The organism is Streptomyces sp. NPDC091376 (assembly GCF_044757085.1).
Classification (GTDB): Bacteria; Actinomycetota; Actinomycetes; order Streptomycetales; family Streptomycetaceae; genus Streptomyces; species Streptomyces pratisoli.
This window is the reverse complement of the sequence record NZ_JBIVUF010000003.1, coordinates 43629-69000: the sequence shown is the minus strand read 5'-3', so window position 1 is coordinate 69000 and position 25372 is coordinate 43629. Positions and strand designations below refer to the sequence as shown.

General features: G+C 71.6%; 24 protein-coding genes. 16 read left to right on the top strand and 8 right to left on the bottom strand.

Features of this window, described 5'->3' with window-relative positions; genetic code table 11:
• Positions 1–20 precede the first annotated feature (20 nt).
• The 6 genes from ribH to ACIQMR_RS08030 all read left to right on the top strand — a co-directional run bounded on the left by ribH (position 21) and on the right by ACIQMR_RS08030 (position 4845).
• Positions 21–506: a 6,7-dimethyl-8-ribityllumazine synthase gene (gene ribH, locus ACIQMR_RS08055; RefSeq protein WP_401384261.1), complete on the top strand. Its 486-nt coding sequence runs from the start codon at positions 21–23 to the stop codon at positions 504–506.
• A gap of 33 nt (positions 507–539) precedes the next feature.
• On the top strand, positions 540–812 hold the full coding sequence (locus tag ACIQMR_RS08050) for a phosphoribosyl-ATP diphosphatase (protein WP_401384258.1): 273 nt from the start codon (positions 540–542) through the stop codon (positions 810–812).
• 77 nt (positions 813–889) lie between these two features.
• Complete coding sequence (hisG, locus tag ACIQMR_RS08045; protein ID WP_401384255.1) at positions 890–1738, top strand: ATP phosphoribosyltransferase; 849 nt, start codon at positions 890–892, stop codon at positions 1736–1738.
• A gap of 22 nt (positions 1739–1760) precedes the next feature.
• Complete coding sequence (locus ACIQMR_RS08040; protein ID WP_401384252.1) at positions 1761–2219, top strand: PH domain-containing protein; 459 nt, start codon at positions 1761–1763, stop codon at positions 2217–2219.
• 185 nt (positions 2220–2404) lie between these two features.
• Positions 2405–3757 (top strand): hemolysin family protein, encoded by a 1353-nt coding sequence (locus tag ACIQMR_RS08035; protein WP_401384251.1) that lies wholly within the window; start codon positions 2405–2407, stop codon positions 3755–3757.
• Complete coding sequence (locus tag ACIQMR_RS08030; RefSeq protein ID WP_401384249.1) at positions 3754–4845, top strand: hemolysin family protein; 1092 nt, start codon at positions 3754–3756, stop codon at positions 4843–4845. The genes ACIQMR_RS08035 and ACIQMR_RS08030 overlap by 4 nt, the downstream gene beginning before the upstream one ends.
• A 142-nt stretch (positions 4846–4987) precedes the next feature.
• On the opposite strand, the gene ACIQMR_RS08025 is transcribed toward ACIQMR_RS08030, so the two are convergent.
• Together ACIQMR_RS08025 and ACIQMR_RS08020 are read right to left on the bottom strand one after the other, a co-directional pair.
• Positions 4988–6889, bottom strand: a complete 1902-nt coding sequence (locus ACIQMR_RS08025) for an AAA family ATPase (RefSeq protein WP_401384247.1) — start codon at positions 6887–6889, stop codon at positions 4988–4990.
• A gap of 317 nt (positions 6890–7206) precedes the next feature.
• Positions 7207–7887: a uridine kinase gene (locus ACIQMR_RS08020; protein WP_401384244.1), complete on the bottom strand. Its 681-nt coding sequence runs from the start codon at positions 7885–7887 to the stop codon at positions 7207–7209.
• A gap of 184 nt (positions 7888–8071) precedes the next feature.
• On the opposite strand from ACIQMR_RS08020, the gene ACIQMR_RS08015 reads away from it, so the two are divergent.
• Positions 8072–9433: a peptidase C39 family protein gene (locus ACIQMR_RS08015; protein ID WP_401384242.1), complete on the top strand. Its 1362-nt coding sequence runs from the start codon at positions 8072–8074 to the stop codon at positions 9431–9433.
• A 153-nt stretch (positions 9434–9586) separates the two neighbouring features.
• Entirely contained in the window at positions 9587–9733 is a 147-nt protein-coding gene (locus ACIQMR_RS08010) for an SCO1431 family membrane protein (protein WP_401384239.1), read from the top strand.
• A 64-nt stretch (positions 9734–9797) separates the two neighbouring features.
• Here ACIQMR_RS08010 and ACIQMR_RS08005 read toward each other — a convergent pair whose 3' ends face one another.
• Positions 9798–11075: a glycoside hydrolase family 18 protein gene (locus ACIQMR_RS08005; protein WP_401384237.1), complete on the bottom strand. Its 1278-nt coding sequence runs from the start codon at positions 11073–11075 to the stop codon at positions 9798–9800.
• Positions 11076–11421: 346 nt separating this feature from the next.
• On the opposite strand from ACIQMR_RS08005, the gene ACIQMR_RS08000 reads away from it, so the two are divergent.
• From ACIQMR_RS08000 to ACIQMR_RS07990, 3 genes are all read left to right on the top strand, one after another.
• A complete protein-coding gene (locus tag ACIQMR_RS08000; RefSeq protein WP_401384235.1) occupies positions 11422–12594 on the top strand; it encodes an acyl-CoA dehydrogenase family protein in 1173 nt (390 codons plus the stop codon).
• A gap of 390 nt (positions 12595–12984) precedes the next feature.
• Positions 12985–14106, top strand: coding sequence for a hypothetical protein (locus ACIQMR_RS07995; RefSeq protein WP_401384232.1), 1122 nt, complete (start codon positions 12985–12987; stop codon positions 14104–14106).
• 100 nt (positions 14107–14206) lie between these two features.
• The gene (locus tag ACIQMR_RS07990) at positions 14207–15277 is read left to right on the top strand and encodes a phosphotransferase family protein (protein WP_401384229.1); all 1071 of its coding nucleotides are present in this window, start codon (positions 14207–14209) and stop codon (positions 15275–15277) included.
• A 28-nt stretch (positions 15278–15305) separates the two neighbouring features.
• Here the strand turns inward: ACIQMR_RS07990 and ACIQMR_RS07985 are convergent, their stop codons facing one another.
• Complete coding sequence (locus tag ACIQMR_RS07985; RefSeq protein WP_401384227.1) at positions 15306–15710, bottom strand: hypothetical protein; 405 nt, start codon at positions 15708–15710, stop codon at positions 15306–15308.
• 205 nt (positions 15711–15915) lie between these two features.
• On the opposite strand from ACIQMR_RS07985, the gene ACIQMR_RS07980 reads away from it, so the two are divergent.
• The 4 genes from ACIQMR_RS07980 to fxsA all read left to right on the top strand — a co-directional run bounded on the left by ACIQMR_RS07980 (position 15916) and on the right by fxsA (position 19977).
• A complete protein-coding gene (locus ACIQMR_RS07980) occupies positions 15916–16356 on the top strand; it encodes an Lrp/AsnC family transcriptional regulator (RefSeq protein ID WP_328724654.1) in 441 nt (146 codons plus the stop codon).
• Positions 16357–16366: 10 nt separating this feature from the next.
• A complete protein-coding gene (locus tag ACIQMR_RS07975) occupies positions 16367–17989 on the top strand; it encodes an amidohydrolase (protein WP_401384223.1) in 1623 nt (540 codons plus the stop codon).
• A gap of 564 nt (positions 17990–18553) precedes the next feature.
• Positions 18554–19321 (top strand): polyprenol monophosphomannose synthase, encoded by a 768-nt coding sequence (locus tag ACIQMR_RS07970; protein ID WP_401384221.1) that lies wholly within the window; start codon positions 18554–18556, stop codon positions 19319–19321.
• Between the two features lie 77 nt (positions 19322–19398).
• Positions 19399–19977: an FxsA family membrane protein gene (gene fxsA, locus ACIQMR_RS07965; RefSeq protein ID WP_401384220.1), complete on the top strand. Its 579-nt coding sequence runs from the start codon at positions 19399–19401 to the stop codon at positions 19975–19977.
• A 263-nt stretch (positions 19978–20240) separates the two neighbouring features.
• Here the strand turns inward: fxsA and ACIQMR_RS07960 are convergent, their stop codons facing one another.
• From ACIQMR_RS07960 to ACIQMR_RS07945, 4 genes are all read right to left on the bottom strand, one after another.
• Positions 20241–20615, bottom strand: coding sequence for an RNA polymerase-binding protein RbpA (locus ACIQMR_RS07960; protein ID WP_003959706.1), 375 nt, complete (start codon positions 20613–20615; stop codon positions 20241–20243).
• Positions 20616–20883: 268 nt separating this feature from the next.
• Positions 20884–22245: an MFS transporter gene (locus ACIQMR_RS07955; RefSeq protein ID WP_401384217.1), complete on the bottom strand. Its 1362-nt coding sequence runs from the start codon at positions 22243–22245 to the stop codon at positions 20884–20886.
• A gap of 42 nt (positions 22246–22287) precedes the next feature.
• Positions 22288–23061, bottom strand: coding sequence for a glycerophosphodiester phosphodiesterase family protein (locus ACIQMR_RS07950; RefSeq protein ID WP_401384214.1), 774 nt, complete (start codon positions 23059–23061; stop codon positions 22288–22290).
• Positions 23058–23726 (bottom strand): YitT family protein, encoded by a 669-nt coding sequence (locus ACIQMR_RS07945; RefSeq protein WP_401384211.1) that lies wholly within the window; start codon positions 23724–23726, stop codon positions 23058–23060. Before ACIQMR_RS07945 ends, ACIQMR_RS07950 begins: the two co-directional genes overlap by 4 nt.
• Positions 23727–23827: 101 nt before the next feature.
• Here ACIQMR_RS07945 and ACIQMR_RS07940 point away from each other — a divergent pair, with 101 nt between their 5' ends.
• Positions 23828–25327, top strand: coding sequence for a PLP-dependent aminotransferase family protein (locus ACIQMR_RS07940; protein ID WP_401384208.1), 1500 nt, complete (start codon positions 23828–23830; stop codon positions 25325–25327).
• Positions 25328–25372 lie beyond the last annotated feature (45 nt).

The following is a 25372-nucleotide window of genomic DNA, read 5'->3' as shown; positions in this document are numbered from 1 at the left end:
GAACCGGATCGAGGAGAAACGTGAGCGGCAAGGGCGCACCCGAACTGTCCGTACGCAACTGCGGAGACCTCCGCGTGGCCGTCATCGCGGCCCAGTGGCACGAGAAGATCATGGACGGTCTCGTCGACGGCGCCCTGCGCGCCCTCCACGAGCTGGGCATCGACGAACCCACCCTGCTGCGCGTCCCGGGCAGCTTCGAGCTGCCCGTCGTCGCCAAGGTGCTGGCAGGCCGCGGCTACGACGCGATCGTGGCGCTCGGCGTCGTCATCCGCGGCGGCACGCCCCACTTCGAGTACGTGTGCCAGGGCGTCACCCAGGGCCTCGTCCAGGTCTCCGTCGACACCGGCGTTCCCGTCGGCTTCGGCGTACTGACCTGTGACACCGAGGAACAGGCTCTCGACCGGGCCGGCCTGGAGGGCTCCAACGAGGACAAGGGACATGAGGCCGTCACCGCCGCCGTGTCCACCGCGGCCACGCTGCGTTCAGTATCTGAACCCTGGCGCTGAGGAGAGCCCGCTTCCGCGTAGGGTGGGACCACCATGTCCAAGAAGACGTTCGAGGAGCTCTTCGCCGAGCTCCAGCACAAGGCCGCCAACGGCGATCCCGCCACCTCCCGCACCGCCGAACTGGTGGACAAGGGCGTCCATGCCATCGGCAAGAAGGTCGTCGAGGAGGCCGCCGAAGTCTGGATGGCCGCCGAGTACGAGGGCAAGGACGCCGCCGCCGAGGAGATCTCCCAGTTGCTGTACCACGTCCAGGTGATGATGGTCGCGCGCGGGATCAGCCTCGACGACGTCTACGCCCATCTCTGAGCACACTCGTTCCGTACGGACCGAACCGGCTCACCCTCCCTACGCACGCTCCTCCGCACACAAAGGAAGCCCGCCTCATGCTGCGCATCGCCGTCCCCAACAAGGGTTCACTCTCCGGACCTGCGGGGGAGATGCTCCATGAGGCGGGCTACCTCCAGCGCAAGGACTCCAAGGAACTCGTCCTGGTCGACCCGGAGAACGAGGTCGAATTCTTCTACCTGCGCCCGCGCGACATCGCGATCTACGTCAGCTCGGGCCGCCTCGACATCGGCATCACCGGCCGTGACCTGCTGCTGGACTCCGGTGCCAACGCCGAGGAGATCCTCCAGCTCGGCTTCGCCCGCTCCACGTTCCGCTACGCCACCAAGCCCGGCACCGCCTCCGGTGTCGAGGAGTTCGGCGGGCTGACCATCGCCACCTCGTACGAGGGCATCGTCGCCAAGCACCTCGCGGACAACGGCATCGACGCGTCCGTCGTCCACCTCGACGGCGCGGTGGAGACCGCGATCGAGCTGGGCGTCGCCCAGGTCATCGCCGATGTCGTGGAGACCGGCACCAGTCTGCGCAACGCCGGCCTCGGCGTGATCGGCGAGCCGATCCTCACCTCCGAGGCCGTCGTCATCCGCCGCACCGGCGCCAAGGCCGACGACTCCAAGGTGCAGCAGTTCCTGCGCCGTCTGCAGGGCGTTCTCGTCGCCCGCTCCTACGTGATGATGGACTACGACTGCCGCGTCGAGCACCTGGAGCAGGCCGTCTCCCTCACCCCGGGACTCGAGTCCCCGACCGTCTCCCCGCTGCACCACGAGGGCTGGGTCGCCGTCCGTGCGATGGTGCCGGCCAAGGAGGCACAGCGGATCATGGACGATCTGTACGCACTGGGCGCCCGCGCGATCCTCACGACCGCGATCCACGCGTGCCGGCTCTGAGGCTCCGAGGAACGCACCGACCATGACTGTGGAACAACAGGAGCTGCCCGCTCTCCCGGTGACCTTCAGGCCGACCCGCACCCGGGCCGTCCTGCTGTCCGTCGGGACGGTGATGTTCGTCGTCATCACCGCCGTCGCGTTCGCCCTGGACAAGCTCAGTACCGGCGAGCGGATCAGCTTCGTCCTGACCGCGCTGCTCTTCTTCGGGGTGCTGGCGCTGCTCAGCCGCCCCAAGGTCGTCGCCGACGAGCTGGGCGTCACCGTCGTCAACCTGACCCGCAGCCGCCGGCTGGAGTGGGCGGAGATCCTCCGTGTCAACCTCCGTCCGGGTGACCCCTGGGTGTTCCTCGATCTGAGTGACGGCACCAGCCTCCCGGTCCTGGGAATCCAGCCGGGAGTCGCCCGTCGGCACGCCATCCGTGACGCGCGCGCCCTGCGCCTCCTCGCCGAATCGCGCGGCACCGGCACCGACAACGGCTGAGCCCCTGCCCCTCGGGGCAGACTCGTGATTACTCTTGAGGCGGAGGCGCCGAGTGCGCCTCCGCCTCGCACCCGCGCGGCCGACCGTGGCCCGCGAGGCACCCTGCGACCCGAGGAGTGACTCCCTCCAGCAATGGACGGATCGTCCGGTAGTACCTGCGCCGCCCCCTCACAGGAGGCGGCGGCATGATCATCCCGCTACTGCTGCTCTGCGCGGCATTCCTTCTCATCCTCGCCAACGGCTTCTTCGTGGCCGCCGAATTCGGCCTGGTCACCGTGGAGCGCGCGGACGCCGAGCGCGCAGCCGCCGAGGGCGACCGCCGCGCCGGGGGCGTCGTACGAGCCCTGCGCGAGCTGTCGTTCCAGCTGTCCGGCACCCAGCTCGGCATCACCATCACCTCCCTCGTCGTCGGCATGCTCGCCGAGCCCGCGCTCGCACAGCTGCTCGACGCGCCGCTCACCGCGGTGGGCATACCCGACGGTGCCGTCCCCGGCGTCGCCGTCGTGATCGGCATGCTGCTCGCCTCCGCCGTGCAGATGGTGGTCGGTGAGCTCGTCCCGAAGAACTGGGCCGTGTCGCGGCCGTTGCAGGTGGCCCGGTTCGTGGCCGGCCCGCAGCACCGCTTCTCGACGCTGTTCAGGCCCGTGATCACGCTGCTCAACGCCGCCGCCAACCGTCTCGTACGGGCGTTCGGAGTCGAACCGGCGGAGGAGCTGGCATCCGCCCGCACCCCCGGCGAACTGGTTTCCCTGGCCCGTCACTCGGCACGTGCCGGCACGCTGGAGCAGGACACCGCCGATCTGTTCGTACGGACCCTGTCCCTCGGCGGGCTCACCGCACAGCACGTGATGACCCCGCGCGTGAAGATGAGCGCGCTGCAGTCCGACGCGACCGCGGCGGACGTCCTCAACCTCACCCGCGCCACCGGCCTCTCCCGCTTCCCCGTCTACCGGGACCGCATCGACGAGATCGTCGGCATGGTCCATCTCAAGGACGCGCTCGCCGTGCAGGCGCACCAGAGGCAGCGCACCCCCGTCGGCCGGATCGCGGTCCCCCCGCTGCTGGTTCCCGAGACCCTGCCGGTGCGGCAGCTGCTGGAGCGGCTGCGCAGCGAGCAGCCGATAGCCGTCGTCGTCGACGAGTACGGCGGTACGGCGGGGGTGGTCACCCTGGAGGACATCGTCGAGGAACTCGTCGGCGAGGTCCGCGACGAGCACGACCACCACGGCGACGACCGGCCCGAGCTGGCCGCGATCGCGCCCGAGGACGGCAACCCCGCCTGGGAGGCCGACGGCAGCTGCCGGGTCCTCACCCTGCGGCGGATAGGCCTCGACGTGCCCGACGGTCCCTACGAGACCGTCGCCGGGCTCGTCGCCGACCTCCTCGGCCGTATCCCGGCGCCCGGCGACCGGGCCGAGCTGCCCGGCTGGCGCCTCTCGGTGCGGCAGGTGGACCGGTACCGGGCCGAACGGGTGAGGCTGGTCCGTACCGCGGACGGCCAGGCCCTCGCGGAGACCTTCGCGGAGGCTGTGCGATGAGCGTCCTCCAACTGCTGTTCGCGCTGCTCCTCGTGCTCGCCAACGGCTTCTTCGTCGGCGCCGAGTTCGCCCTGGTGTCGGTGCGCCGCAGCCAGGTCGAACCCCTCGCGGCCGGGGGCTCCTCGCGGGCCCGGCAGGTCCTGTACGGGCTGGAGAACCTGCCGCAGATGATGGCGGCGGCGCAGTTCGGCATCACCGTCTGCTCGCTGACGCTCGGCGCGGTGGCGGAGCCGACCGTGGCGCACCTGCTGGAGCCGGTCTTCCACGCCGTCCACGTACCCGAGGCGCTGATCCACCCGCTCGGCTATGTCATCGCCCTCGCCGTCGTCGTCTTCCTGCATCTCGTCGTCGGCGAGATGCTGCCGAAGAACCTCGCGATGGCCGCGCCGGAGAAGACCGCGCTCTGGCTCAGTCCCACGCTGGTCGGCTTCGCCCGGCTGTGCCGCCCGGTGACCGCGAGTCTGGGCGCGTGCGCCCGGCTGGTGCTGAAGCTGTTCCGGGTGGAGCCGAAGGACGAGGTCGAGGCGGTCTTCACCAGCGACCAGCTGGGCCAGCTGGTCGAGGACGCGGGCCAGGCCGGTCTGCTGGACCGGGAGGAGCAGGAGCGGCTCGGCGACGCGCTGGAGCTGGGCAGCCGCCCCGTGAGGGACGTCCTCATAGTCCGCTCGGCGCTGGTGAGCGTGCCGCCGTCCGTCTCACCGCGGCAGATCGAGGAGCTGACCGTCCGTACGGGCTACTCCAGGTTCCCCGTCCGCGGCGAGGGCAGCGGGCCCTTCATGGGCTACCTCCACGTCAAGGACGTCCTCGACCTGGAGGACGGCGAGCGGGCCGTACCGCAGCACATCTGGCGGCCCATGGCCACGCTGCGGGCGGAGCTGCCGCTGGACGACGCCCTCACCGTGATGCGGCGCGCCGCCACCCATCTGGCGCAGGTCGCCGACGCGTCGGGGCGGGTGCTGGGTCTCGTCGCCCTGGAGGACGTCCTGGAGAAACTGGTCGGCGAGGTCCGTGACCCCGCCCACCGGACGCCCGTCGTCCCCGTCCCGGCCGCGCCGGCTCCGGACCCGGAGCGCGCGATGGCGGGCTGAGCTCGGGGGAGGGGCGGGGGATTCCTGCCCCTCCCCTCCTCGGGCCGGGGCCCGTTCGGGAGATCGGTCCGGGGCTCGGTCCCGGCCCTCGTGTCCTCGCACCCGGACCATGCCGTGGCCGCCCCGGAGGCGGCGCGGGACGTCACGGACCCGGCGGGTCCTGGGAGCTGCGGCCCGAGAGGACCTCGCCGTAGGCCTGCATCAGGTCGGGCAGCCGGAGCGTCGCCAGGTCCTCGCGCGTCGGGGTGCCGGCGTATCCCGAGAGCCGCAGGTCGCGGTACGCGCAGCTCTTCTCGTACAGAGTGCGCAGGAACCGGCCGTTGCCCAGCTCGTCGATCCAGTTCTGGTCCACCACATGACCGCTGATCGAGCGCAGCTCGTCCAGCGACTCCTCGTCCCACAGATCCCCGTTCGCCGCCGCGAGGACCTCACCGATGGCGGTCAGCTCCAGCGGCCGGTACGAGGGGAAGTCGACCCGGGTGGTGAAGCGGGAGGACAGTCCGGGGTTGGTGGCGAGGAGGCGGTCCATGCCCTCCGGATAGCCGGCGAGGATGACCACCAGATGGTCCCGGTTGTCCTCGGCGCGCTTCAGCAGCACCTGCAGCGCCTCGTCGCCGTACGCGTCTCCCTTGCTGTAGCCCGTGTTGGAGAGGGAGTACGCCTCGTCCACGAACAGCACACCGCCGAGCGCGGAGTCGATCAGCTCATTGGCCTTCACGGCCGTCTGGCCGAGGAACTCGCCGACCAGGTCGGAGCGCTGGGCCTCCACGAGATGGTCGCCGCCGAGCAGCCCGAGCGCGTAGAAGACCCGGCCGAGGATGCGGGCCACCGTCGTCTTTCCGGTGCCGGAGGGGCCCGAGAAGACGAAGTGCCGTTTCGGGGGCTGCACCGGAAGGCCCTGCCCCGACCGCAGCCGTGCCATGTTCAGCTGGGCGGAGAGCGCCTTCACCTGGCGCTTGACCGGCTCCAGGCCCACCATCCGCTCCAGCTCGGCGAGCGCCTCGGCGAGGAGCACGGGATCGGTGGGGCCGGACGGGAACTGCGGCGTGGCCGCGGCGGGCGCGGCGGCCTTCTCCCGTACCCCGTCGGGCGGCCCCGCGGCCGTGGCCGGTGCCGGTGCGCCCAGCGGGGCTTGCGGGTCGCCGCCGAACCGGGGCTCGGGCACGAACGGCGGATCGGCCTCGGCGGGCTGCGGATCCATCGCGTCCTGACCGAAGCCCGCGCCGGCGCCCGCCAGAGACACCGCCGCGAGGCCGAGCGCCTCGTCCGTCCCGTCGATGCCGTCGTACTCGGCGATCGCCGCGAGCCGCGCAGAGGTGTCCATGAAGGCCGGGTCGACCCGGTGCACCGCCCGGTACAGCGGCAGCGCGGCGGCACTGCGGCCGGTGCCCTCGTGGGCCCGCGCCAACCAGTACCGGAGTTCCTTGCGCTGCGGCTGCTCGCTGCGGCAGCGCATCAGGGCGGTGGACAGCAGGGGTTCGGCCTGCCCGTACATCTCCAGCCGCACCCGCGCCATGCCGCCGAACAGGCCGGCCTCGATGCCCAGCAGCGGATCGTTGACGAGTGGCTCGGTGTACCGCAGGAGCTGGTCCCAGTCCTTGACCAGATACGCCCGGCAGGCGTGCAGGAACCGCACCTGCGGATCGGCGTCGACGGGCGGCAGCCCGGCGAGCGCCCGGTCCAGCTCCGGCACATGGCGCCCGTCGAGCCAGTGCGAGGCGTGTGCGAGCAGCAGGTCGCGCGGACTCTCCAGCACCGGCTGCACCCACCAGCCGAGCCAGTACCAGGAGTTCAGCGTGCGGCGGTGCCGGGTCCGCTGCTCACCGAAGCGCTCCCGGTTGCGGTACATCCGCAGCAGGGCGGTGGTGGTGTCGACCCGCAGCGCGTGCAGGCCGAGCCAGCCGTCCGCCATTCCGGGGTCGAGCCGCACCGCGGTTCTGAACTCCTCCTCGGCCTGCGGATACGCGCCCATGGTGTAGGCGTCCACGCCGCGCACCCAGGCGAGGTCGGCCGGGGCCGGTGAGCCCTGCGTGCCGATGTCCATCGGGTCCCCCACATACCGTGCCCCCGTGCTGTCCCGACGGGCGGATGCCCGTCGGAGCGTGCCGAACCACCTTGTCGCGGACGGGATTTGACCGCACCGAGATGCATCGTACCTGCGCAGGGGGCAGCTGATTAAGGGTGGCGCGAGCGTCCGGCGGACGGTGACCCTGGGTGAGCGTGGGGTGCCGGGACGGCGCTGAAAAGGGGTGCTGAGGGCAGAACGAAGCCCCCGATCACGGGGGAACAACCGGGGGCTTCGCGTCCGGGCGGCTCCGAAAAGCCGCACATTGAGAACGTAAGACCTGTAAGGGCCCTGGGTCAAGCGGAGTTGGGCCCTCGGCGGGGTGGATTTCCGACTGCTCGGTACGGCGGTGTGAGGTGCTCACGCTCCGTGACGGAATGATTCGCTCCCGCTGTCGCGTTCGGCCCCGGGAGCCACTCGTAACCCTCGGGCAACTCCCGTACCAGCGTGTCGGCGAAGGGCCGCGAGGGGTCCCCGGCGAAATGGCGCGTCTCCGCCACCGTCCAGCCGTCCCAGAAGCCGGACAGCGCCGGCCCGTCGCGGCGCCGGCCCCGGAGCCATGAAGCCTCGGGCTCCCGGTCCATCCACAGGAGCCGGGCGAGATGAGGCCGCAGCGCCCGCCGGCCCGACCCGACTCCCTCGACCAGGACCACCTCCGCCGCGGGCAGCGGACGGGGGGTGCCGAAGCGGCGCAGCGTCCAGTCGTAGGGCCGGTACCGCGCGCTCTCGCCCCTGGACAGCGGCGCTATCACCTGGTCGAGCAACCGGCCCGTCCACTCGAAGAGTTCGTCGTGGGTGGCGAGATCGTCGAGACGGAGCACGGGTGCCCCGCCGAGCGCCGCCGCGAGCAGCGTGGAGAAGGTGCTCTTGCCCGAGCCCGCGTGACCGTCGACCGCGATCAGCCGCACCGGCCCGCAGGACGGCGGCAGGGTGCGCAGGACCGCGGCGGCGCGGTCAAGGGAGACGAGGGGGCTCATGGGGTCACCCTAAGGGGCCGGTTCGGTGGCGGGCCGGGACCGTCGCAGGTCATATCACTGGTCGAGACCAATATTGGTGGGGGCGACGCGGTGCGAATCACTGGCCGAGGCCGCCGGGGACCCGCGATAGTTGGCCCACTGTCGCCCCCACCGTCCGCGTCCCACGACCGCTTCCGGAGGTCCCATGAGCACTCCCGCCTCGCGCAGAACCGTACTGACCGCGGGCCTGGCCGCAGCGGCGGGCGGGAGCGCCCTGTCCTCCGCCGCCCCCGTGGCGGCGGCGGCCGCCGTCCCGGCCCGTTCCGGCGGGCCGCGTCCGCTCGTCGACAACCGTTTCTGGAACTCGTACACCGACTGGCGCAGCGGCTCGGCGGCCGGAACCCGGGCCGTGGCGGGCCGCCGTCCCGGACTGGTCGTCGACACCCCCGCCGGGCGCACCGAGTACGCGGATCCGCACACCGGGCTGACGAGCACCTGGGAGTACGCGACGTGGACCTCGCCCGTCCACCGGCCGCGGGTTCCCGCGACCGAGGTCATCGCCTCCTGGAACGCCCGCACTCCGTCCGGCACCTGGCTGCAGACCGAGCTGTCCGGCACGTACACGGACGGCACCAGGACGCCGTGGTTCGTGATGGGCCGCTGGGCGGCGGGCGACGGGGACGTCCGCCGCACGTCCGTGGACGACCAGACCGACGGCCGGAGCACCATCTGGACCGACACCTTCTCGGTGGACGATCCGGTCGGCGGGCTGCGGCTGGCCTCCTACCGCCTGCGCCTCACCCTCTACCGCACGCCCGGTACGGACCTGACCCCCACGGTGTGGCGTGTGGGCGCCATGGCCTCCGACATCCCGGACCGCTTCACCGTGCCGGCCTCCACGCCCCGGATGGCCCGTGAGCTGGCGGTGCCCCGCTACTCGCAGAACATCCATGTGGGCCAGTACCCCGAGTACGACAACGGCGGCGAGGCCTGGTGCAGCCCCACCTCCTCGCAGATGATCATCGAGTACTGGGGGCGCAAGCCGTCGGCGCAGGAGCTCGCGTGGGTGAATCCCGCCTTCGCCGACCCGCAGGTCTGCCACGCCGCCCGTCACACCTTCGACCACCAGTACGACGGCTGCGGCAACTGGCCCTTCAACGCCGCCTACGCGGCCACGTACCGGGACATGAACGCCGTCGTCACGAGGCTTGAGTCCCTCGACCAGCTGGAGGCGCTCGTCAGGGCCGGAATCCCGGCCATAACGTCCCAGTCCTTCCTGAAGGAGGAGCTCACCGGCGCGGGCTACGGCACCTCCGGCCATCTGATGACCGTGATCGGCTTCACGGCCGGCGGCGACGTGATCGCCAACGATCCGGCCTCGCCGAGCAACGAGGCCGTGCGCCGGGTCTACAAGCGGGCCGAGTGGGAGACGATCTGGCTCCGTACCAAGCGGTACAACGCGAGCGGGAACGTGGCGTCCGGCACAGGCGGTGTCTGCTACCTGTACTGGCCCGAGCACCCGACGGCCGCGCAGCGCAAGGCTCTCGCCGCCCTCGGCATCGACTGAGCGGCTCCTCGGCGTCCCGTGGGCAGTGAGCGGTGTCACTGCCCACGGGCCGTCGGGCTGGCACTGTGGTCGGGTCACCCCCTACGCCCCCAGGGCGTGGAGGGACCGTCACGGGGGGCGTCCACGACCACGACGACGACCGAGTGAGCAGCCATGACCGCGACCACAGCCAACGCCACCGACGCCCGGGCCCGCACGGGCGGCCCCAAGGACGACGGCCCCAAGATCGTCGAGCACATCGTGGGCTGGGTCCTCGTCGTCGTCTTCGCGATGCTGGTCACCCAGGCCGGGCTCCTCTGACCTTCCGGGCACATGAGTGAGGGCGGAGAACCGGACCGGTTCCCCGCCCTCCTCACCCGGTGACTCAGCCGATCGACCTGATCAGCTCCCCGTCGGTCGTGTCACCGCTGAGCTCCCAGAAGAACGTGCCGGCGAGCCCCTGCTGGTTCTTGTACGCCATCTTCCCGGCGATCGTGGCGGGCGTGTCGTAGCTCCACCACTGGCTGCCGCAGTGCGCGTACGCCGTCCCCGCGACCGTGCCGTTGGCCGGGCACGTGGTCTTGAGCACCTTGTAGTCCTCGATGCCCTGCTCGTACGTCCCCGGGGCGGGCCCGGTCGCCGTACCTCCCGGCGCCGACTGCGTCACACCCGTCCAGCCGCGCCCGTAGAAGCCGATACCGAGCAGCAGCTTCGACGACGGGATCCCGAGACCCTTGAGCTTCTGGATCGCGGCGTCCGAGTCGAAGCCGGCCTGCGGGATGCCGGCGTACGAGGTGAGCGGGGAGTGCGGCGCCGTCGGGCCCTGGGCGGCCCAGGCGCCGAAGAAGTCGTACGTCATCGGGTTGTACCAGTCGACGTACTGGGCGGCGCCCGCGTAGTCCGTCGCGTCGATCTTTCCGCCGCTGCTGGCGTCCGCGGTGATCGCCGCGGTGACGAGGTTCGAGGAGCCGAACTTCGCGCGCAGCGCCGACATCAGGTTCCCGAAGGCGTCCCGCCCGCTGGTGTCGCAGGAGAGGCCGCAGGCGTTCGGGTACTCCCAGTCGATGTCGATGCCGTCGAAGACGTCCGCCCAGCGCGGGTCCTCGACCAGGCCGTAGCAGGACTCGGCGAAGGCCGCGGGGTTCTTCGCGGCCTCGGTGAAGCCGCCCGACCACGTCCAGCCGCCGAACGACCAGATGACCTTGAGGCCGGGGTGCAGCTTCTTCAGCTTGCGCAGCTGGTTGAAGCTGCCGCGCAGCGGCTGGTCCCAGGTGTCGGCGACGCCGTCGACGGACTGGTCGGCGGTGTACGCCTTCTCGTGGTCGGCGAAGGCGTCGCCGATGACGCACTTGCCGCCGGTGACGTTGCCGAAGGCGTAGTTGATGTGGGTGAGCTTGCTCGCGGAGCCGGACGTCTCGATGTTCTTGACATGGTAATTGCGCTGGTAGACGCCCCAGTTGGTGAAGTAGCCGACCACGTTGGAGCCGGCCCTGGGGGCGGCGGCCGGGCCTGCGGTGGCGTCGGTGGCGGTGGCGGTGGCGGTGGCGGTGGCGGTGGCGGTGGCCGTGCCGGCTCCGGCGAGCAGGCCGGCGCCGAGGACGGCCGTACAGACCGCGGCGATCAGGGCCCGGAAGCGGGCGCGTGGGGGTCGGGGTCCGAGCATCGTGTCTCCTCGTGGGGGAGGGAGAGCGGGTGGGGGGAGGTGATGCGGCGTGAAGACCGGTGCGCATGACATGAACCGGTCATGTGCTGCTGGGAACGGTAGGAGGACTAGACCAGTTGGTCAATGGTTCGGACCAACTTCGAGGAGTGTCCGAAGGTGACGCGGGTGGCGAAAGCGCCCCGTGACGGACGCCCCCTGATGGGGCATACTCAACGCGCCACAGCCGCTGGTCAGCCACTTCCGTGATCCGGGAGGGCAGCATCGGCGCATCAGGTGACATCCGGCGGCGCCGCCCAACCCTTCGCGCGCGACCGCCGCAGCGCCCGACAGGGAGGAGAGCGCCGCTATGCCCGACCGCGCCCCGCAGCCGGTGGACCGCATACTGCCCACCGAGGAGGCCAGGGATCTGATCACCCTGGTCCGTGAGATCGTCCAGCGGGAGATCGCTCCACGCGCGGCCGAGGAGGAGGACGCGGGACACTTCCCGCGCGAGCTGTTCTCCCTGCTCTCGGAGTCGGGACTGCTCGGTCTTCCGTACGATTCCGAGTACGGCGGCGGTGACCAGCCGTACGAGGTCTACCTGCAGGTTCTGGAAGAGCTGGCCGCGGCCCGGCTCACCGTGGGGCTGGGCGTCAGCGTCCACTCCCTCGCCTGCCACGCGCTGGCCAACTACGGCACCAAGGAGCAGCAGGGCGAGCATCTCGCCGCCATGCTGGGCGGCGGGCTGCTCGGTGCCTACTGCCTCTCCGAGCCGTCGTCCGGTTCGGACGCCGCGTCACTGCGGACGAAGGCCGTGCGGGACGGCGACGACTGGGTCATCACCGGCACCAAGGCCTGGATCACGCACGGCGGGGTGGCCGACTTCTGCACCGTCCTGGCCCGCTCCGGCGGCGAGGGGGCCCGTGGCATCACGGCGTTCCTGGTGCCGGGCGACGCCGAGGGGCTGAGCGCCGCGGCTCCCGAGAAGAAGATGGGCATGAAGGGCTCGCCCACCGCCCAGCTGCACTTCGACGGAGTGCGGGTCCCTGACTCGCGCCGGATCGGCGACGAGGGGCAGGGCTTCGCTATCGCACTGTCCGCTCTCGACTCGGGGCGTCTCGGCATCGCCGCCTGTGCGATCGGCGTCGCCCAGGCGGCGCTGGACGAGGCCCTCGCGTACGCCACCGACCGGAAGCAGTTCGGCCGCCCGATCGCCGACTTCCAGGGGCTGCGCTTCATGCTCGCCGACATGGCGACGAAGGTGGAGGCGGGCAGGGCGCTGTATCTGGCCGCCGCCCGGCTGCGCGACGCCGGCCGGCCGTTCTCGCGGCAGGCGGCCATGGCCAAGCTCTTCTGCACGGACACGGCGATGCAGGTGACGACGGACGCCGTGCAGATCCTGGGCGGCTACGGCTACACCGCGGACTTCCCGGTCGAGCGGCTGATGCGCGAGGCGAAGGTGCTGCAGATCGTCGAGGGCACGAATCAGATCCAGCGCATGGTCATCGCCCGTCACCTCGCTGGGCCAGAGTCCCACTGACCCAGCCGGTCCGCCCGGTCCACACCGGTGCCGCCGTGAGCCTGTTCCACTCCTGGTCACGGCGGCCCGGAAGGGTCCGTCCCGCACTGGCCCAGCGATGCATCAGATCGCTGTAGATGGGCGGATCGGCCGCATGCGGAACCGATTCTTCCTGACGTGGCGTCATCAGCCGGCGGCGGCCCGGGCCGCTCTTGGGGTGCTGCGCGGTCATGTCCGTCCAAACGGCGATCGGGCCCGCGGGGTCACCGCCGGTGTCATTCGAGCCCCTGTTCGTGACGTACCCATCGGGTGCCGGGGCGCCCGGTCCGCCCGTTTCCCCCGTCGGCACGCGTATGGCTCCCCCAAGGGTTCTGACGTACCGTCATCCTCCCGCCCGGCGAGGAGGCCGTCGTGTCCCAGGATCGTCCCATCGCGCTCGACGAGTACCCGGTCCATCAGGCTCCGCTCTCCATGAAGCACGTCGTCACCGGCGACCGGAACGCCTACGACCGGTGCATCTTCCAGGTGTTCGACCACCGGGGCCGCGCTCTGCTCGTCGCGGGGCTGGGGGTGTACCCCAACGCCGGGGTCATCGACGCCTACGCCACCCTGCGCACCGGGGACCGGCTGCACGCCGTACGCGCCTCCGACGCGCTCGGGGACGACCGGCTGCGGCTGACCGTCGGGCCGCTGAGCATCGTCGTCGAGGAGCCGCTGCGCCGGATACGCCTGCGCTGCGCGGACGATCCCGCGGATCCCGGGTCGTTCTCGTACGACCTCGTCTGGGAGGCCGACTTCCCGGCCGTCTGGGAGCCGCATCATGTGCAGCGCCGCGGAGACCGGCTCACGCTCGAAGGCCGGCGCTTCGTCCAGGCCGGCCGCTGCACGGGCACGATCCGGGCCGCGGGCGAGGAGATACCCGTCACGGCGGGGGAGTGGACGGGCACACGCGACCGCAGCTGGGGCGTGCGGCCCCTGCCCGGCGAAGAGGCGGGCCGCGGCGACGAGTTCCGCCCCGAGGGGTTCCACTGGCTCTGGATACCCGTCCGGTTCGACGACCGCTTCCTGATGGTCATCACCCAGGAGGACGCCGACGGACACCGCTCGCTCAACGAGGCCGTCGTCGTCCGCGACGGGGAACGCGACGTCCAGCTCGGCTGGCCCCGGACCGAGATCCGCTACCGCCCGGGCAGCCGCCACCCCGAACGGGCGGTCGTCCACCTCACGGATCCCGCGGGCAAGCCTCTCGAACTCACCGCGGAAACCCTCTGCTCCTCCCCCCTGGCCGTGGGGGCGGGCTATCCGCCCGCCACCGACTGGCAGCACGGCACCTGGCAGGGCCGCGGATGGACCGACCGGCGCACCTACGACCTGTCGGACCCGGCGACCCACCCCATGGCAGCCTTCGGCGTCACCGACCACGCAGCCCGGTTCACCCTCGAAGGCCGGACCGGCTACGGGATCTTCGAGCACGGCAGCTTCGGCCGCCACGACCCGAGCGGGTTCACCGGCTACGACTCCGTCGCCGGCTGACCCGCACGGCGCACGTTCCACGGCCTGTGGCGCACGGCCGCCGACCGGCCGACTCCCGTCGGCCCGCCCGCAGTTGAGCGAGGAGCAGAGGAGCACCGACATGGCCACGGCACCACGCCCCCGCACCACCACCCGCGACCCGCAGGCACTCGCCCTCCGGCTCACCGCCTGGCTCGACGCCCGGCTGCCCGGCGCCGAAGTCACCGGCGTCCGGGCCCCCGAGTCCAACGGCATGTCCAGCGAGACGCTGCTCTTCGACATCGACCATCCCGGAACTCCGCTGCGCGCCTGCGCCGTGCGCCTCGCCGCCGACCCCGACGCCTACACGGTGTTCCCCGTCTACGACCTGCGCCGGCAGTACGAGACGATGAGGGACGTCGCCCGGCACACCGATCTGCCCGTGCCACGGGTGCTCTGGCTGGAGGAGGACCCGGCTCCGCTCGGTGCGCCCTTCTTCGTCATGGAGCGCGTCGAGGGCCGTGTGCCGCCGGACGTGATGCCTTACACGTACGAGGGGAACTGGCTGCACTCGGCGACCGACGGCGAACGTGCCCGGCTGGAGGAGGCCACGATCTCCGTCATCGCCCGGCTCCACGACCAGTATCCGGTGGGGAGTCGCGAGGGGAGCGCGCTGCGGCGGCACGTGGACGCCCAACGCGCCTACTACGCCTGGGTGGTGGACGGGCTGCCGCGCTCACCGCTCATCGAGAGCGCTTTCGACCGGCTGGAGGCGCACTGGCCCGACGACGAGGGCCCGGCCGTCCTCACCTGGGGCGACGCCCGCATCGGCAACATCATCTACGACGGCTTCGAGCCCGCCGCCGTCCTCGACTGGGAGATGGCCGCCCTCGCCCCGCGCGAGGTCGACCTCGGCTGGACGGTGTACCTGCACCGCTTCTTCCAGGATCTGACGGCCGTCTCCGGACAGCGAGGGCTGCCGGACTTCCTGCGTCGTGAGCACATCGAGCGGCGCTACGCCGAACTGACCGGCCACACACCGCGCGACATGGACTTCCACACCCTCTACGCCGCCCTGCGGCACGCCATCGTGATGCTGCGCGTGGCATACCGCCAGGTGCACTTCAGGGAGGTGGCGGTGCCGGAGAACCCGGACCGGATGATCCTGCACCATGACAGCCTCGCCGCCATGGTGCGGGGAACCTACTGGTAGCGCCGGACGGACCCGGCGGACGATCCGCTCAGGCGGCCCGTCGCATCGGCGGCATCTTGAACGGGCGCGAGCCGGGACCGCCCACGTGCGAGAAGGGCTGCGTCCGCCAGTCGAGCCCCTGAGGGAGCGTCAACAGCAGTGCGGTGTCCTGCTCCTGGACCTCCAGCGACTCGTCGGCCGGACGCGCCTCCGTGGCGGACCGGCCGGTCCCGGCACAGACCGAGAGCACGAACGGGTTCCACGGTGTCGGGCACAGTGCGTGCTCCGGCAGCGCGACCTCGTCGGCGAGCAGCGCGATCGGCTGCGCGCAGTCCGGGCAGATCACCCGGTACATCTCGAAGGTGTCGTAGAAGTCCAGCTCGTCGTCCTCTTGAGGGCCAACGGGTTCAACAGGCTCCGGTTCGGTACGTCCGGTGCGCTTCACACTCTGCATGCAGTTTCTCCCCCTCGGGTGGGGCCGACCAGGCGCTTGCGGCCTCGACCACACCAAGCACTTCCCTTCGCGCCCCGGGGGTAACCGTGAGGTCCCGAAGGACACGGCCGCGTGGCTGTGGCATTCGTCACATGCCCCCCGCAGGTGCCCTTCCTGGACGGCGCCGACTGTGCCGATGGGCATCCGGGGCAATAGGTTGACCTGCATGGAGGAGCTGGATCGTCAGATCGTCGAGTTGCTCGTCAAGGACGGGCGCATGAGCTACACCGACCTGGGCAAGGCCACCGGCCTGTCCACCTCGGCGGTGCATCAGCGCGTCCGACGGCTCGAGCAGCGCGGCGTCATCCGGGGATACGCCGCTGTCGTGGACCCCGAAGAGGTCGGACTGCCCCTCACCGCGTTCATCTCGGTGAAACCCTTCGACCCCAGTGCCCCCGACGACATCGCCGAGCGCCTCGCCGGCGTGTCCGAGATCGAGGCCTGCCACAGCGTCGCCGGTGAGGAGAACTACATCCTCAAGGTGCGCGTGGGCTCCCCGCTGGAGCTGGAGGAGCTGCTCGGCCAGATCCGCTCGCTGGCCGGTGTCTCGACCCGGACGACCGTGGTCCTGTCCACCCCGTACGAGGCACGGCCGCCGCGAATCTAGGCTGTTCTCCATGAGTGAGAGCGTGCCCCCGGCCGAACACCGCACCGTGCTGCTGCGCGGTGGAGAAGTCCACAGCCCCGCCGACCCCTTCGCCACCGCCATGGTGGTCGAGCGCGGGCACATCGCCTGGGTTGGCTCCGAGGGGGCCGCGGACGCCTTCGCCTCCGGTGTGGACGAGGTCGTCGACCTGGAAGGGGCTCTGGTCACTCCCGCGTTCGTCGACGCGCACGTCCACACGACGGCGACCGGACTCGCGCTCACCGGACTCGATCTGTCCGGCGCCGAGTCGCTCGCCGGGGCGGCGGAGCGCGTCCGGTCCTACGCGGCGGCCCGTCCCGCCGACCGCATCCTGATCGGGCACGGCTGGGACGCCTCCCGCTGGCCCGAGCAGCGGCCGCTGACCCGGGCCGAGCTGGACGAGCTCACCGGAGGCCGTCCGCTGTACCTGACCCGGATCGACGTCCACTCGGCGCTCGTGACGACCGCGATGCTCGATCTGGTGCCCGCGGTCCGCGGCATGGACGGCTTCCGTGACGGCGAGCCGCTCACGGGCGACGCACATCACGCCGTGCGCTCCGCCGCGTACTCCGCCGTGTCGCCCGAGCAGCGCATCGAGGCCCAGCGCATCGCCCTGCGGCACGCCGCGTCCCTCGGGATCGGCACCGTCCACGAGTGCGGCGGGCCCGACATCTCCTCCGAGGACGACTTCACGGGCCTGCTGAAGACCGCCACCGACGAGCCGGGGCCCCGGGTCGTCGGCTACTGGGCCGACACCGACGTGGAGCGGGCTCGCGCCCTCGGAGCCGCCGGAGCGGCCGGAGACCTCTTCGCCGACGGCTCGCTCGGCTCGCACACCGCCTGTCTCCACGAGCCGTACGCCGACGCCGCCCACGCCGGCGTCGGCCACCTCGACGCGGCCGCCGTCGCCGCGCACGTCACGGCCTGTACCGAGGCGGGGCTCCAGGCCGGCTTCCACGCCATCGGCGACCGGGCGATCACCCATGTCGTCGAGGGGATGCGGGCCGCCGCGGCCGCCCTGGGCCTCGCCCGCGTCCGCGCCGCCCGTCACCGCGTCGAACACGCCGAGATGCTCACCCCGGAAACGGTCGCCGCCTTCGCCGAGTTCGGGCTCACCGCCTCCGTCCAGCCCGCCTTCGACGCGGCCTGGGGCGGTGACACCGGAATGTACGCACAGCGCCTGGGCATCGAGCGTGCCCGCACCCTCAACCCGTACACGGCGCTGCTGCGCGCCGGAGTCCCCCTGGCCTTCGGCTCCGACAGCCCCGTCACCCCGCTCGACCCCTGGGGCACCGTCCGGGCCGCCGCGTTCCACCGCACGCCCGACCACCGGATCTCCGTACGCGCCGCCTTCACCGCCCACACCCGTGGCGGCTGGCGCGCGATCGGACGGGACGACGCGGGCACCCTCGTGCCCGGCGCGCCCGCCGACTACGCGGTCTGGCGCACCGGCGAACTCGTCGTCCAGGCGCCCGACGACCGGGTCGCACGCTGGTCCACCGACCCCCGTTCCGGCACCCCTGGCCTGCCCGATCTCACCCCGGGCAGTGCCCTTCCCGTGTGCCTGCGGACCGTGGTGTTCGGACAAACGGTCTACGTACGGCCGGACGAGTGACATCGGGTCGATTCGCACCGTGGGCCACTGCTCCATGTGCTCCGTCGCGACCTGCGGATCTTCGTCGCTGACCAGCCGAATCGGTCAATCGCCGCAGATCGCACGACTGTTGACAGAGTGCGCCCACCGGCCGGTAGGTTCGGCCGAGTCCACCACAGGACGTCCGACCGGTCGAACCTCCACGCAGTCGTCGAACGCCGCTGGGTCATGGGGTGGCGCGCCGCACCGGCGCACCACCACTGGGAGCCAGGTTCAGCGCCCGCGCCTCGGGGGCGAGGGAGGGTTTCGACCGGTGGGGGTCCCCCCTGCTCCGCAGGAGCTCGGGGGAAGGTGCGACCCGGGTGGGGCCCGGCGTTCAGTAGACAACGGCTCTCGGTCGACCCGCAGCCAGCGGTTCCCAGGCCGGCCCGAAGGACGCCGGGCCCGATCCGTTCCCGTTTCTTCCGGGCCCCTTCTCCCACCGTCCGCTCTCCCACCCGTCCGCCCGCCCGTCCGTGCCGTCGCGGCTCCGTCACCGGCGCTCGCTATGGTGGGTCTCTGCGTACGGAGAATTAAGGGGCAGCAGTGAACGACGGCGGTCAGAGGCGGTACGGCCCGCTCGGCAGAGCCTTGGTGATCATTCCGACCTACAACGAGGCGGAGAACATCAAGCCGATCGTCGCCCGTGTGCGCGCCGCCGTTCCGGAGGCGCACATCCTGGTCGCCGACGACAACAGCCCCGACGGCACCGGCAAGATCGCCGACGAGCTGTCTGTCGAGGACGACCACGTCCACGTCCTGCACCGCAAGGGCAAGGAGGGCCTCGGCGCCGCCTATCTCGCGGGGTTCCGCTGGGGCATCGAGCAGGGATACGGCGTCCTGGTCGAGATGGACGCCGACGGCTCCCACCAGCCCGAGGAGCTGCCTCGGCTGCTCACCGCCCTCAAGGGCGCCGATCTCGTCCTCGGCTCCCGCTGGGTGCCCGGCGGGCGCGTCGTGAACTGGCCGAGGTCCCGTGAGTTCCTCTCCCGGGGCGGCAGCACGTACTCGCGGCTCCTGCTCGGTGTGCCGATCCGCGATGTCACCGGCGGCTACCGCGCCTTCCGCAAGGAGACCCTCGAAGGGCTGGGGCTCGACGGCGTCGCCTCCCAGGGCTACTGCTTCCAGGTCGACCTCGCCCGCCGCGCCGTCGAGGCCGGCTTCCATGTCGTCGAGGTCCCGATCACCTTCGTGGAGCGCGAGCTCGGCGACTCCAAGATGAGCCGCGACATCGTCGTGGAGGCCCTGTGGCGGGTCACGGCCTGGGGCATCGGGGCACGGGCCGGAAGGATCATCGGCCGCAAGCCCTTCTGATCCCCGGATTCCTCGGGAATCTCCGCACTGGTCCCGCCTTTACGACACTCCTGCGAGCGCCCAGGCACACTGGAGCCATGACGACCGGCGTAACGACACCGACCGCCCGCAGGCGCTCACGCGCGCGCACCTTCCTCCCTCTCGGCATCGCCGCCTGGCTGGTGCTGGAGATCTGGCTGCTGACCGTCGTCGCCGAAGTCGCCGGCGGGCTCACCGTGCTCATGCTGCTCGTGGGTGGCGGTGTGCTCGGCGCCGTGGTGATCAAGCGGGCCGGCCGGCGTGCCTTCCGGAATCTCTCGGAGACCCTCCAGCGGCAGCAGTCGGGCGTCGCGCCGGCCACCGGAGACGACCGGCCGAGCACGGGCAACGGGTTTCTGATGCTCGGTGGAGTGCTCCTCATGCTGCCGGGGCTGATCTCCGACGCGGCGGGTCTGCTGCTGCTCCTTCCCCCGGTCCGCACGGCCCTCGGCCGCTATGCGGAGAAGTCGCTGGAGCGGCGGGTGCGGCAGTCCGCTCCCGGTTCCCTCGGCGATGCCTTCCAGCAGGTCCGCATTCACCGCCCGGACGGAAAGATCGTGCAGGGTGAGGTCGTCCGTGAGGACGCGCCCACGGCTCACCACCATGAGCCGGATCCGCGCCCTCCGCTCACCTCGTAGCGTCCGAGCCGCCCTACTCGTGGCCCTGGCCCAGCTGTGGTCCGGGCGAGCAAGCGGTCCGGGCGAGCATGTGGTCCGGGCCGGGCAAGCGGTCCGGCTCACCTCGCGCAGTCCGTCCTCGCCTCGCGCTCCGCGGCGCGCTGTGCGCGCCGGCGGAGCGACGCAGACGCAAAGGAGCCGCGGGCTGCGGCACACAATCCGTGTGCGGCAGCCCGCGGCTCCTGTGTTCTGTCGCGCTCCCTGGGAGCGCTTGTGGTGCGTCGTTACGCGGACTTCCGGCTGTCGCGCGGATGCACCGCGATGTTCATGGCTCCGGAGCGAAGGACCGCCAGCCGCTCGGCCAGCACCTCCTCGAGCTCCTCGCGGGTGCGCCGCTCCATGAGCATGTCCCAGTGCGTACGCGCGGGCTTGCCCTTCTTCTCCTCGGGGCCATCCCCGTCCACCAGGAGTGCCTGGGCGCCGCACGCCTTGCACTCCCACTCCGGCGGAATTTCCGCCTCTACCGAGAACGGCATCTCAAAACGATGTCCGTTCTGGCATGCGTACTCCACCGCCTGGCGCGGGGCCAGATCGATGCCGCGGTCGGTCTCGTAGCTGGTCACCACGAGGCGCGTGCCGCGAAGAGCTCGCTCACTCATGAATCGTGCCTCCCGGGCTTGTCGCCCACAGGACAGGTGTCGCTGTCGTCGTCATCCGGTCAACGTCCGGTCGGCGGTAAAGATTCCCGTTGCCGGTCATGCGTCGTCGCCCGTCGTGCCGCTGCTTTTCCAGGGTTTGGGTACCCACCAGTGCCCGGTTTGTCACATCTGGCAGAAAGTGTCACCCAGCGTTCTGAGTTTCTGAGCGCGCAGTAACGGTCCGCCTGGCAGGCCAAAGGCGTACACTACCGGCCTTTCACTTCAACGTCTAAATCCGTTCCGGGACCGGGTTCCCCGCGGCGGCCACCGCGCGCCGTACCGGAACCCGTGCGAGCAGCACGAATCCCAGTCCGAAGAAGATCACCAAAGAGATGATCGCATCCCGGTAGCTGCCCGTCAGCTGGAACGTCAGACCGAACACGAGGGGCCCCATCCAGCTCAGTCCGCGGTCGCTCATCTCGTACGCGGAGAAGTACTCCGCCTCCTTGCCGCGTGGCACCAGATGAGAGAACAGTGACCGCGACAGCGCCTGGCTGCCGCCCAGCACCAGACCGATCGCGGCGGCCAGCGCGTAGAACCACACCGGTGTCCGCGCGGGCAGGAAGTATCCGGCGGCGAGGATCAGCGTCCACACCGCGAGTGAGCCGAGGATCGTGCGCTTCGCCCCGTACGAGCGGGCCAGCCGGCCCATCCCCAGCGCGCCCGCCACCGCCAGCACCTGCACGAGCAGCACCGCCGTGATCAGCGTGGTCTGATCCAGCTTCAGCTCCTCCGAGCCGTACACGGACGCCTGTGAGATCACCGTCTGCACGCCGTCGTTGTAGACGAGGTAGGCCAGCAGGAACGACAGCGTCAGCGGATGCCGGCGCATGTCCCGCAGGGTCGCCACCAGCTGCCGCCAGCCGGCCCCGACCCCGCCGCCGGCCGCGACCTCGCCCGCGGCCACCCGCCGGTCCCGCAGCCGCCGCAGCGGCACCAGCGTGAACGCGCCCCACCAGAGCCCGGCCGAGGCCAGACAGATGCGGACCGCCTCCGACTCGGACAGACCGAAGGACTCGTGGCCGCTGTAGAGGACCAGGTTCAGGAGGAGGACGAGCGCTCCCGACGTGTAGCCGAAGGCCCAGCCGCGGGAGGACACCGTGTCCCGTTCCTCGGGCTCGGCGATCTGCGGCAGATACGCGTTGTAGAGGACCATCGACACCGACAGCGAGGCGTTGGCGACGATCAGCAGGAACGCGCCGAGCAGGTAGCGGTCGCCGTCCAGGAAGAACATCGCCGCCGTGGCGCCCGCCCCGAGGTACGCCGTGACGGCGAGGAGCGGCTTCTTGCGGCCCGTACGGTCGGCGATGGCCCCCACCATGGGCATCACCAGTACCGCCAGCAGCACCGAGACGGACACCGCGTACGGGAACAGCGAACCGGCGCGGACCGGGACGCCCAGCGGATGGACGAAGCCGTCGTCGTCCGCCGCGGCCTTCGCCACGGCGGTGAGATACGGGCCCAGGAAGACCGTCACGACGCTCGTCGAATAGACGGAGCAGGCGAAGTCGTAGAAGTACCAGCCACGTTGCTCGCGCCGACGGCCTGCGTCGTCCGTCCCGGCGGTGCCCTCCGCGGTGTCAGCGGCCACGCCGCGCCCCCTCGCTCGTCCCCGTGGTGAGACGCGCGACGCTCAGACCCAGACTCCCCTGTCGGTCATCACCGTGCGCAGCATCTCCAGATGATCGGTCATGATGCCATCCACTCCGAGGTCCAGGAGAGCGGCCACCCGATCCGGGTCGTTCACGGTCCACACATGCACCTGCAGCCCGCGCGCGTGGGCCTCGCGTACGAAGCGGCGGTCCACCACCCGGACGCCGCCCTGGGACTCCGGCACCTGTGCGCACACCGCGCCCGCGCGCACCGCCGCGGGGATGCCGAGCGAGCGCAGCCGCAGCCCCAGCACCCCGCGCACACCGTACGAGGTCGCCAGCCGCGGTCCCGCGAGCCGGGACGCCCGGGAGACCCTGCTCTCCGAGAAGGAGCCGACGCACACCCGGTCCCAGGCCGCCGTGCGCCGCACGAGGTCCACCAGCGGTTCCAGTGCCCCCTCGGCCTTGATGTCCACGTTCCAGCGGACCTCCGGGAACTCCTCCATCAGGTCCTCGAACAGCGGGAGGGGCTCCTTGCCGGCCACCCGGGCCCGGCTCACCTCGCTCCACGGCAGCTGTGCGATGCGGCCGCGGGCGTCCGTCACGCGGTCGAGCGTCGGGTCGTGGAACGCGACGAGCCTGCCGTCGGAGGTGGTGTGCACATCCGTCTCGAAGTAGCGGTAACCGGCCGCGGCCGCGCGCCGGAAGGCAGCCGCCGTGTTCTCCAGCCCGTCGGCCGTGCCGCCGCGGTGGGCGAACGGTATGGGGGAGGGGTGGTCGAGGTAGGGGTGCCTGGGGCGCGCTGCGGGAGTCACGTTCGCAGTATGGCCTGCTCCGGTGTCGAGCCGGCGACCACCGTGCTTCCTGCTTCCGCAGACGGGATGGCGAACACGCGCAGGAACAGCTGCGCGAGCGGGCCGATCGACAGCGCGTACACGACCGTGCCGGCGCCGACCGTGCCGCCGAGGACGAATCCGGTGGCCACGACCGCCACCTCCAATGCCGTACGGACCAGCCGGACCGACCGGCCCGTGAGCCGGTGCAGACCCGTCATCAGACCGTCGCGCGGGCCGGGGCCGAAGCGGGCCGAGATGTAGAGGCCGGTCGCGACTCCGTTGAGCGCGATCCCGGCGAGCATCACCGGGATCTGTACGGCCAGTCCGCGAGCGTCGGGCACGACGGCGAGGGTGCCGTCCATCGCGACGCCGACGACGAAGACGTTGGAGACGGTGCCGAGCCCGGGCTTCTGCCGGATCGGGATCCACAGCAGCAGAACGACGGCGCCGACGATGATCGAGACGACGCCGATGGTGAGCCCGGTCCGCTCGGCCAGCCCCTGGTGCAGCACCCCCCAGGGTTCGAGCCCGAGGCCGCCGCGGACCAGGAGCGCGGAACTGGCGCCGTACAGCGCCAGACCGACGTAGAGCTGCAGCAGCCTGCGGGGCAGACGCGCGCCCCGCAGGCCGGAGGTGATGGACAAGGTTCCGGCCCCCAGTGGTGTGAGTGGACTGATGCATGACACTCTGTGGCAGGGAACGAGAGGCCAACCACGGCCAATTCGAGGAAGGTGGACCGACTTCCATGGCGGAGTGGACTTCGGCGGTCGGAGCGGTCGCGCTGGCCCGGCAGCTCCAGGCACAACAGGCCCGTCCGGCCGGCCCCGGCACCCGCAGGCCGCCCGCCTACCGGGCACTCGCCGACGGCGTACGGCTCCTCGTCCTCGAAGGCCGGGTCCCCGTCGCCGCCCGGCTGCCCGCCGAGCGTGAGCTCGCCGTGTCCCTCGCCGTCAGCCGCACGACCGTGGCGGCGGCGTACGAGGCGCTGCGGGCCGAGGGATTCCTGGAGTCCCGCAGGGGCGCCGGCAGCTGGACGGCCGTGCCCGCCGGGAACCCGCTGCCCGCCCGAGGACTCGAACCCCTGCCGCCGGAGTCGCTCGGCTCGATGATCGACCTCGGCTGCGCGGCCCTCCCGGCGCCCGAGCCCTGGCTCACCCGGAGCATCCAGGGCGCGCTGGAGGAGCTGCCGCCGTACGCGCACACCCACGGCGACTACCCGGCGGGTCTGCCCGCGCTGCGCCGGACGCTCGCCGACCGGTACACCGAGCGCGGCATCCCCACGATGCCCGAGCAGATCATGGTCACCACGGGCGCGATGGGCGCCATCGACGCCATCTGCCATCTCTTCGCCGGACGGGGCGAGCGCATCGCCGTCGAGTCGCCCTCGTACGCGAACATCCTGCAGCTGATGAGGGAGGCCGGGGCCCGGCTGGTGCCGGTGGCCATGGCGGAGGGCCTGCGGGGCTGGGACATGCCCCGCTGGCGGCAGGTGCTGCGCGACGCCGCGCCCCGGCTCGCCTATGTCGTCGCCGACTTCCACAATCCGACCGGGGCGCTGGCGGACGAGGACCAGCGGCGCCGGCTTGTCGACGCGGCCCGGTCCGCCGGTACGGTCCTCGTCGTGGACGAGACGATGTCCGAGCTCTGCCTCGACGACGACACCGACATGCCACGGCCCGTCTGCGCCTTCGACCCCGCCGGCTCCACCGTCCTCACGGTCGGCTCGGCCAGCAAGGCCTTCTGGGCGGGCATGCGGATCGGCTGGGTCAGGGCGGCCCCCGATGTGATCCGCTCCCTCGTCGCCGCCCGGGCCTATGCCGACCTGGGCACCCCCGTCCTGGAGCAGCTCGGCGTCAACTGGCTGATGGGGACGGGCGGCTGGAACGAGGCGGTGGCCCTGCGCCGCGACCAGGCGCGCCGGAACCGCGACGAGATGGTGACGGCGCTGCGCCGGGAACTGCCCGGCTGGGAGTTCGAGGTGCCGCACGGCGGTCTGACGCTGTGGGTCCGCGCGGGCGGTCTGTCCGGTTCCCGCCTCGCGGAGGTGGGCGAACGCGTCGGCGTGCGGGTCCCGTCGGGGCCGCGCTTCGGCGTGGACGGCGCCTTCGAGGGGTACGTACGCCTGCCGTTCACCGTCGGCGGTCCGGTCGCCGACGAGGCGGCGGCCCGGCTCGCGGCGGCGGCCCGGCTGGTCGAAACGGGTGTGACGACGGGCACGGATGCCCCGAGGACGTTCGTGGCCTGATGCCGCCGGGGGCGGCGTGCCTCGCGCGGCGAGGCCGGCGCAGGG

Coding starts and splice junctions, on each gene's coding strand:
- ACIQMR_RS08050 (WP_401384258.1), top strand. CDS start 540: ATGTCCAAGAAGACGTTCGAGGAGCTCTTCGCCGAGCTCCAGCACAAG.
- hisG (WP_401384255.1), top strand. CDS start 890: ATGCTGCGCATCGCCGTCCCCAACAAGGGTTCACTCTCCGGACCTGCG.
- ACIQMR_RS08040 (WP_401384252.1), top strand. CDS start 1,761: ATGACTGTGGAACAACAGGAGCTGCCCGCTCTCCCGGTGACCTTCAGG.
- ACIQMR_RS08035 (WP_401384251.1), top strand. CDS start 2,405: ATGATCATCCCGCTACTGCTGCTCTGCGCGGCATTCCTTCTCATCCTC.
- ACIQMR_RS08030 (WP_401384249.1), top strand. CDS start 3,754: ATGAGCGTCCTCCAACTGCTGTTCGCGCTGCTCCTCGTGCTCGCCAAC.
- ACIQMR_RS08025 (WP_401384247.1), bottom strand. CDS start 6,889: ATGGACATCGGCACGCAGGGCTCACCGGCCCCGGCCGACCTCGCCTGG.
- ACIQMR_RS08020 (WP_401384244.1), bottom strand. CDS start 7,887: ATGAGCCCCCTCGTCTCCCTTGACCGCGCCGCCGCGGTCCTGCGCACC.
- ACIQMR_RS08015 (WP_401384242.1), top strand. CDS start 8,072: ATGAGCACTCCCGCCTCGCGCAGAACCGTACTGACCGCGGGCCTGGCC.
- ACIQMR_RS08010 (WP_401384239.1), top strand. CDS start 9,587: ATGACCGCGACCACAGCCAACGCCACCGACGCCCGGGCCCGCACGGGC.
- ACIQMR_RS08005 (WP_401384237.1), bottom strand. CDS start 11,075: ATGCTCGGACCCCGACCCCCACGCGCCCGCTTCCGGGCCCTGATCGCC.
- ACIQMR_RS08000 (WP_401384235.1), top strand. CDS start 11,422: ATGCCCGACCGCGCCCCGCAGCCGGTGGACCGCATACTGCCCACCGAG.
- ACIQMR_RS07990 (WP_401384229.1), top strand. CDS start 14,207: ATGGCCACGGCACCACGCCCCCGCACCACCACCCGCGACCCGCAGGCA.
- ACIQMR_RS07985 (WP_401384227.1), bottom strand. CDS start 15,710: ATGCAGAGTGTGAAGCGCACCGGACGTACCGAACCGGAGCCTGTTGAA.
- ACIQMR_RS07980 (WP_328724654.1), top strand. CDS start 15,916: ATGGAGGAGCTGGATCGTCAGATCGTCGAGTTGCTCGTCAAGGACGGG.
- ACIQMR_RS07975 (WP_401384223.1), top strand. CDS start 16,367: ATGAGTGAGAGCGTGCCCCCGGCCGAACACCGCACCGTGCTGCTGCGC.
- fxsA (WP_401384220.1), top strand. CDS start 19,399: ATGACGACCGGCGTAACGACACCGACCGCCCGCAGGCGCTCACGCGCG.
- ACIQMR_RS07960 (WP_003959706.1), bottom strand. CDS start 20,615: ATGAGTGAGCGAGCTCTTCGCGGCACGCGCCTCGTGGTGACCAGCTAC.
- ACIQMR_RS07940 (WP_401384208.1), top strand. CDS start 23,828: ATGGCGGAGTGGACTTCGGCGGTCGGAGCGGTCGCGCTGGCCCGGCAG.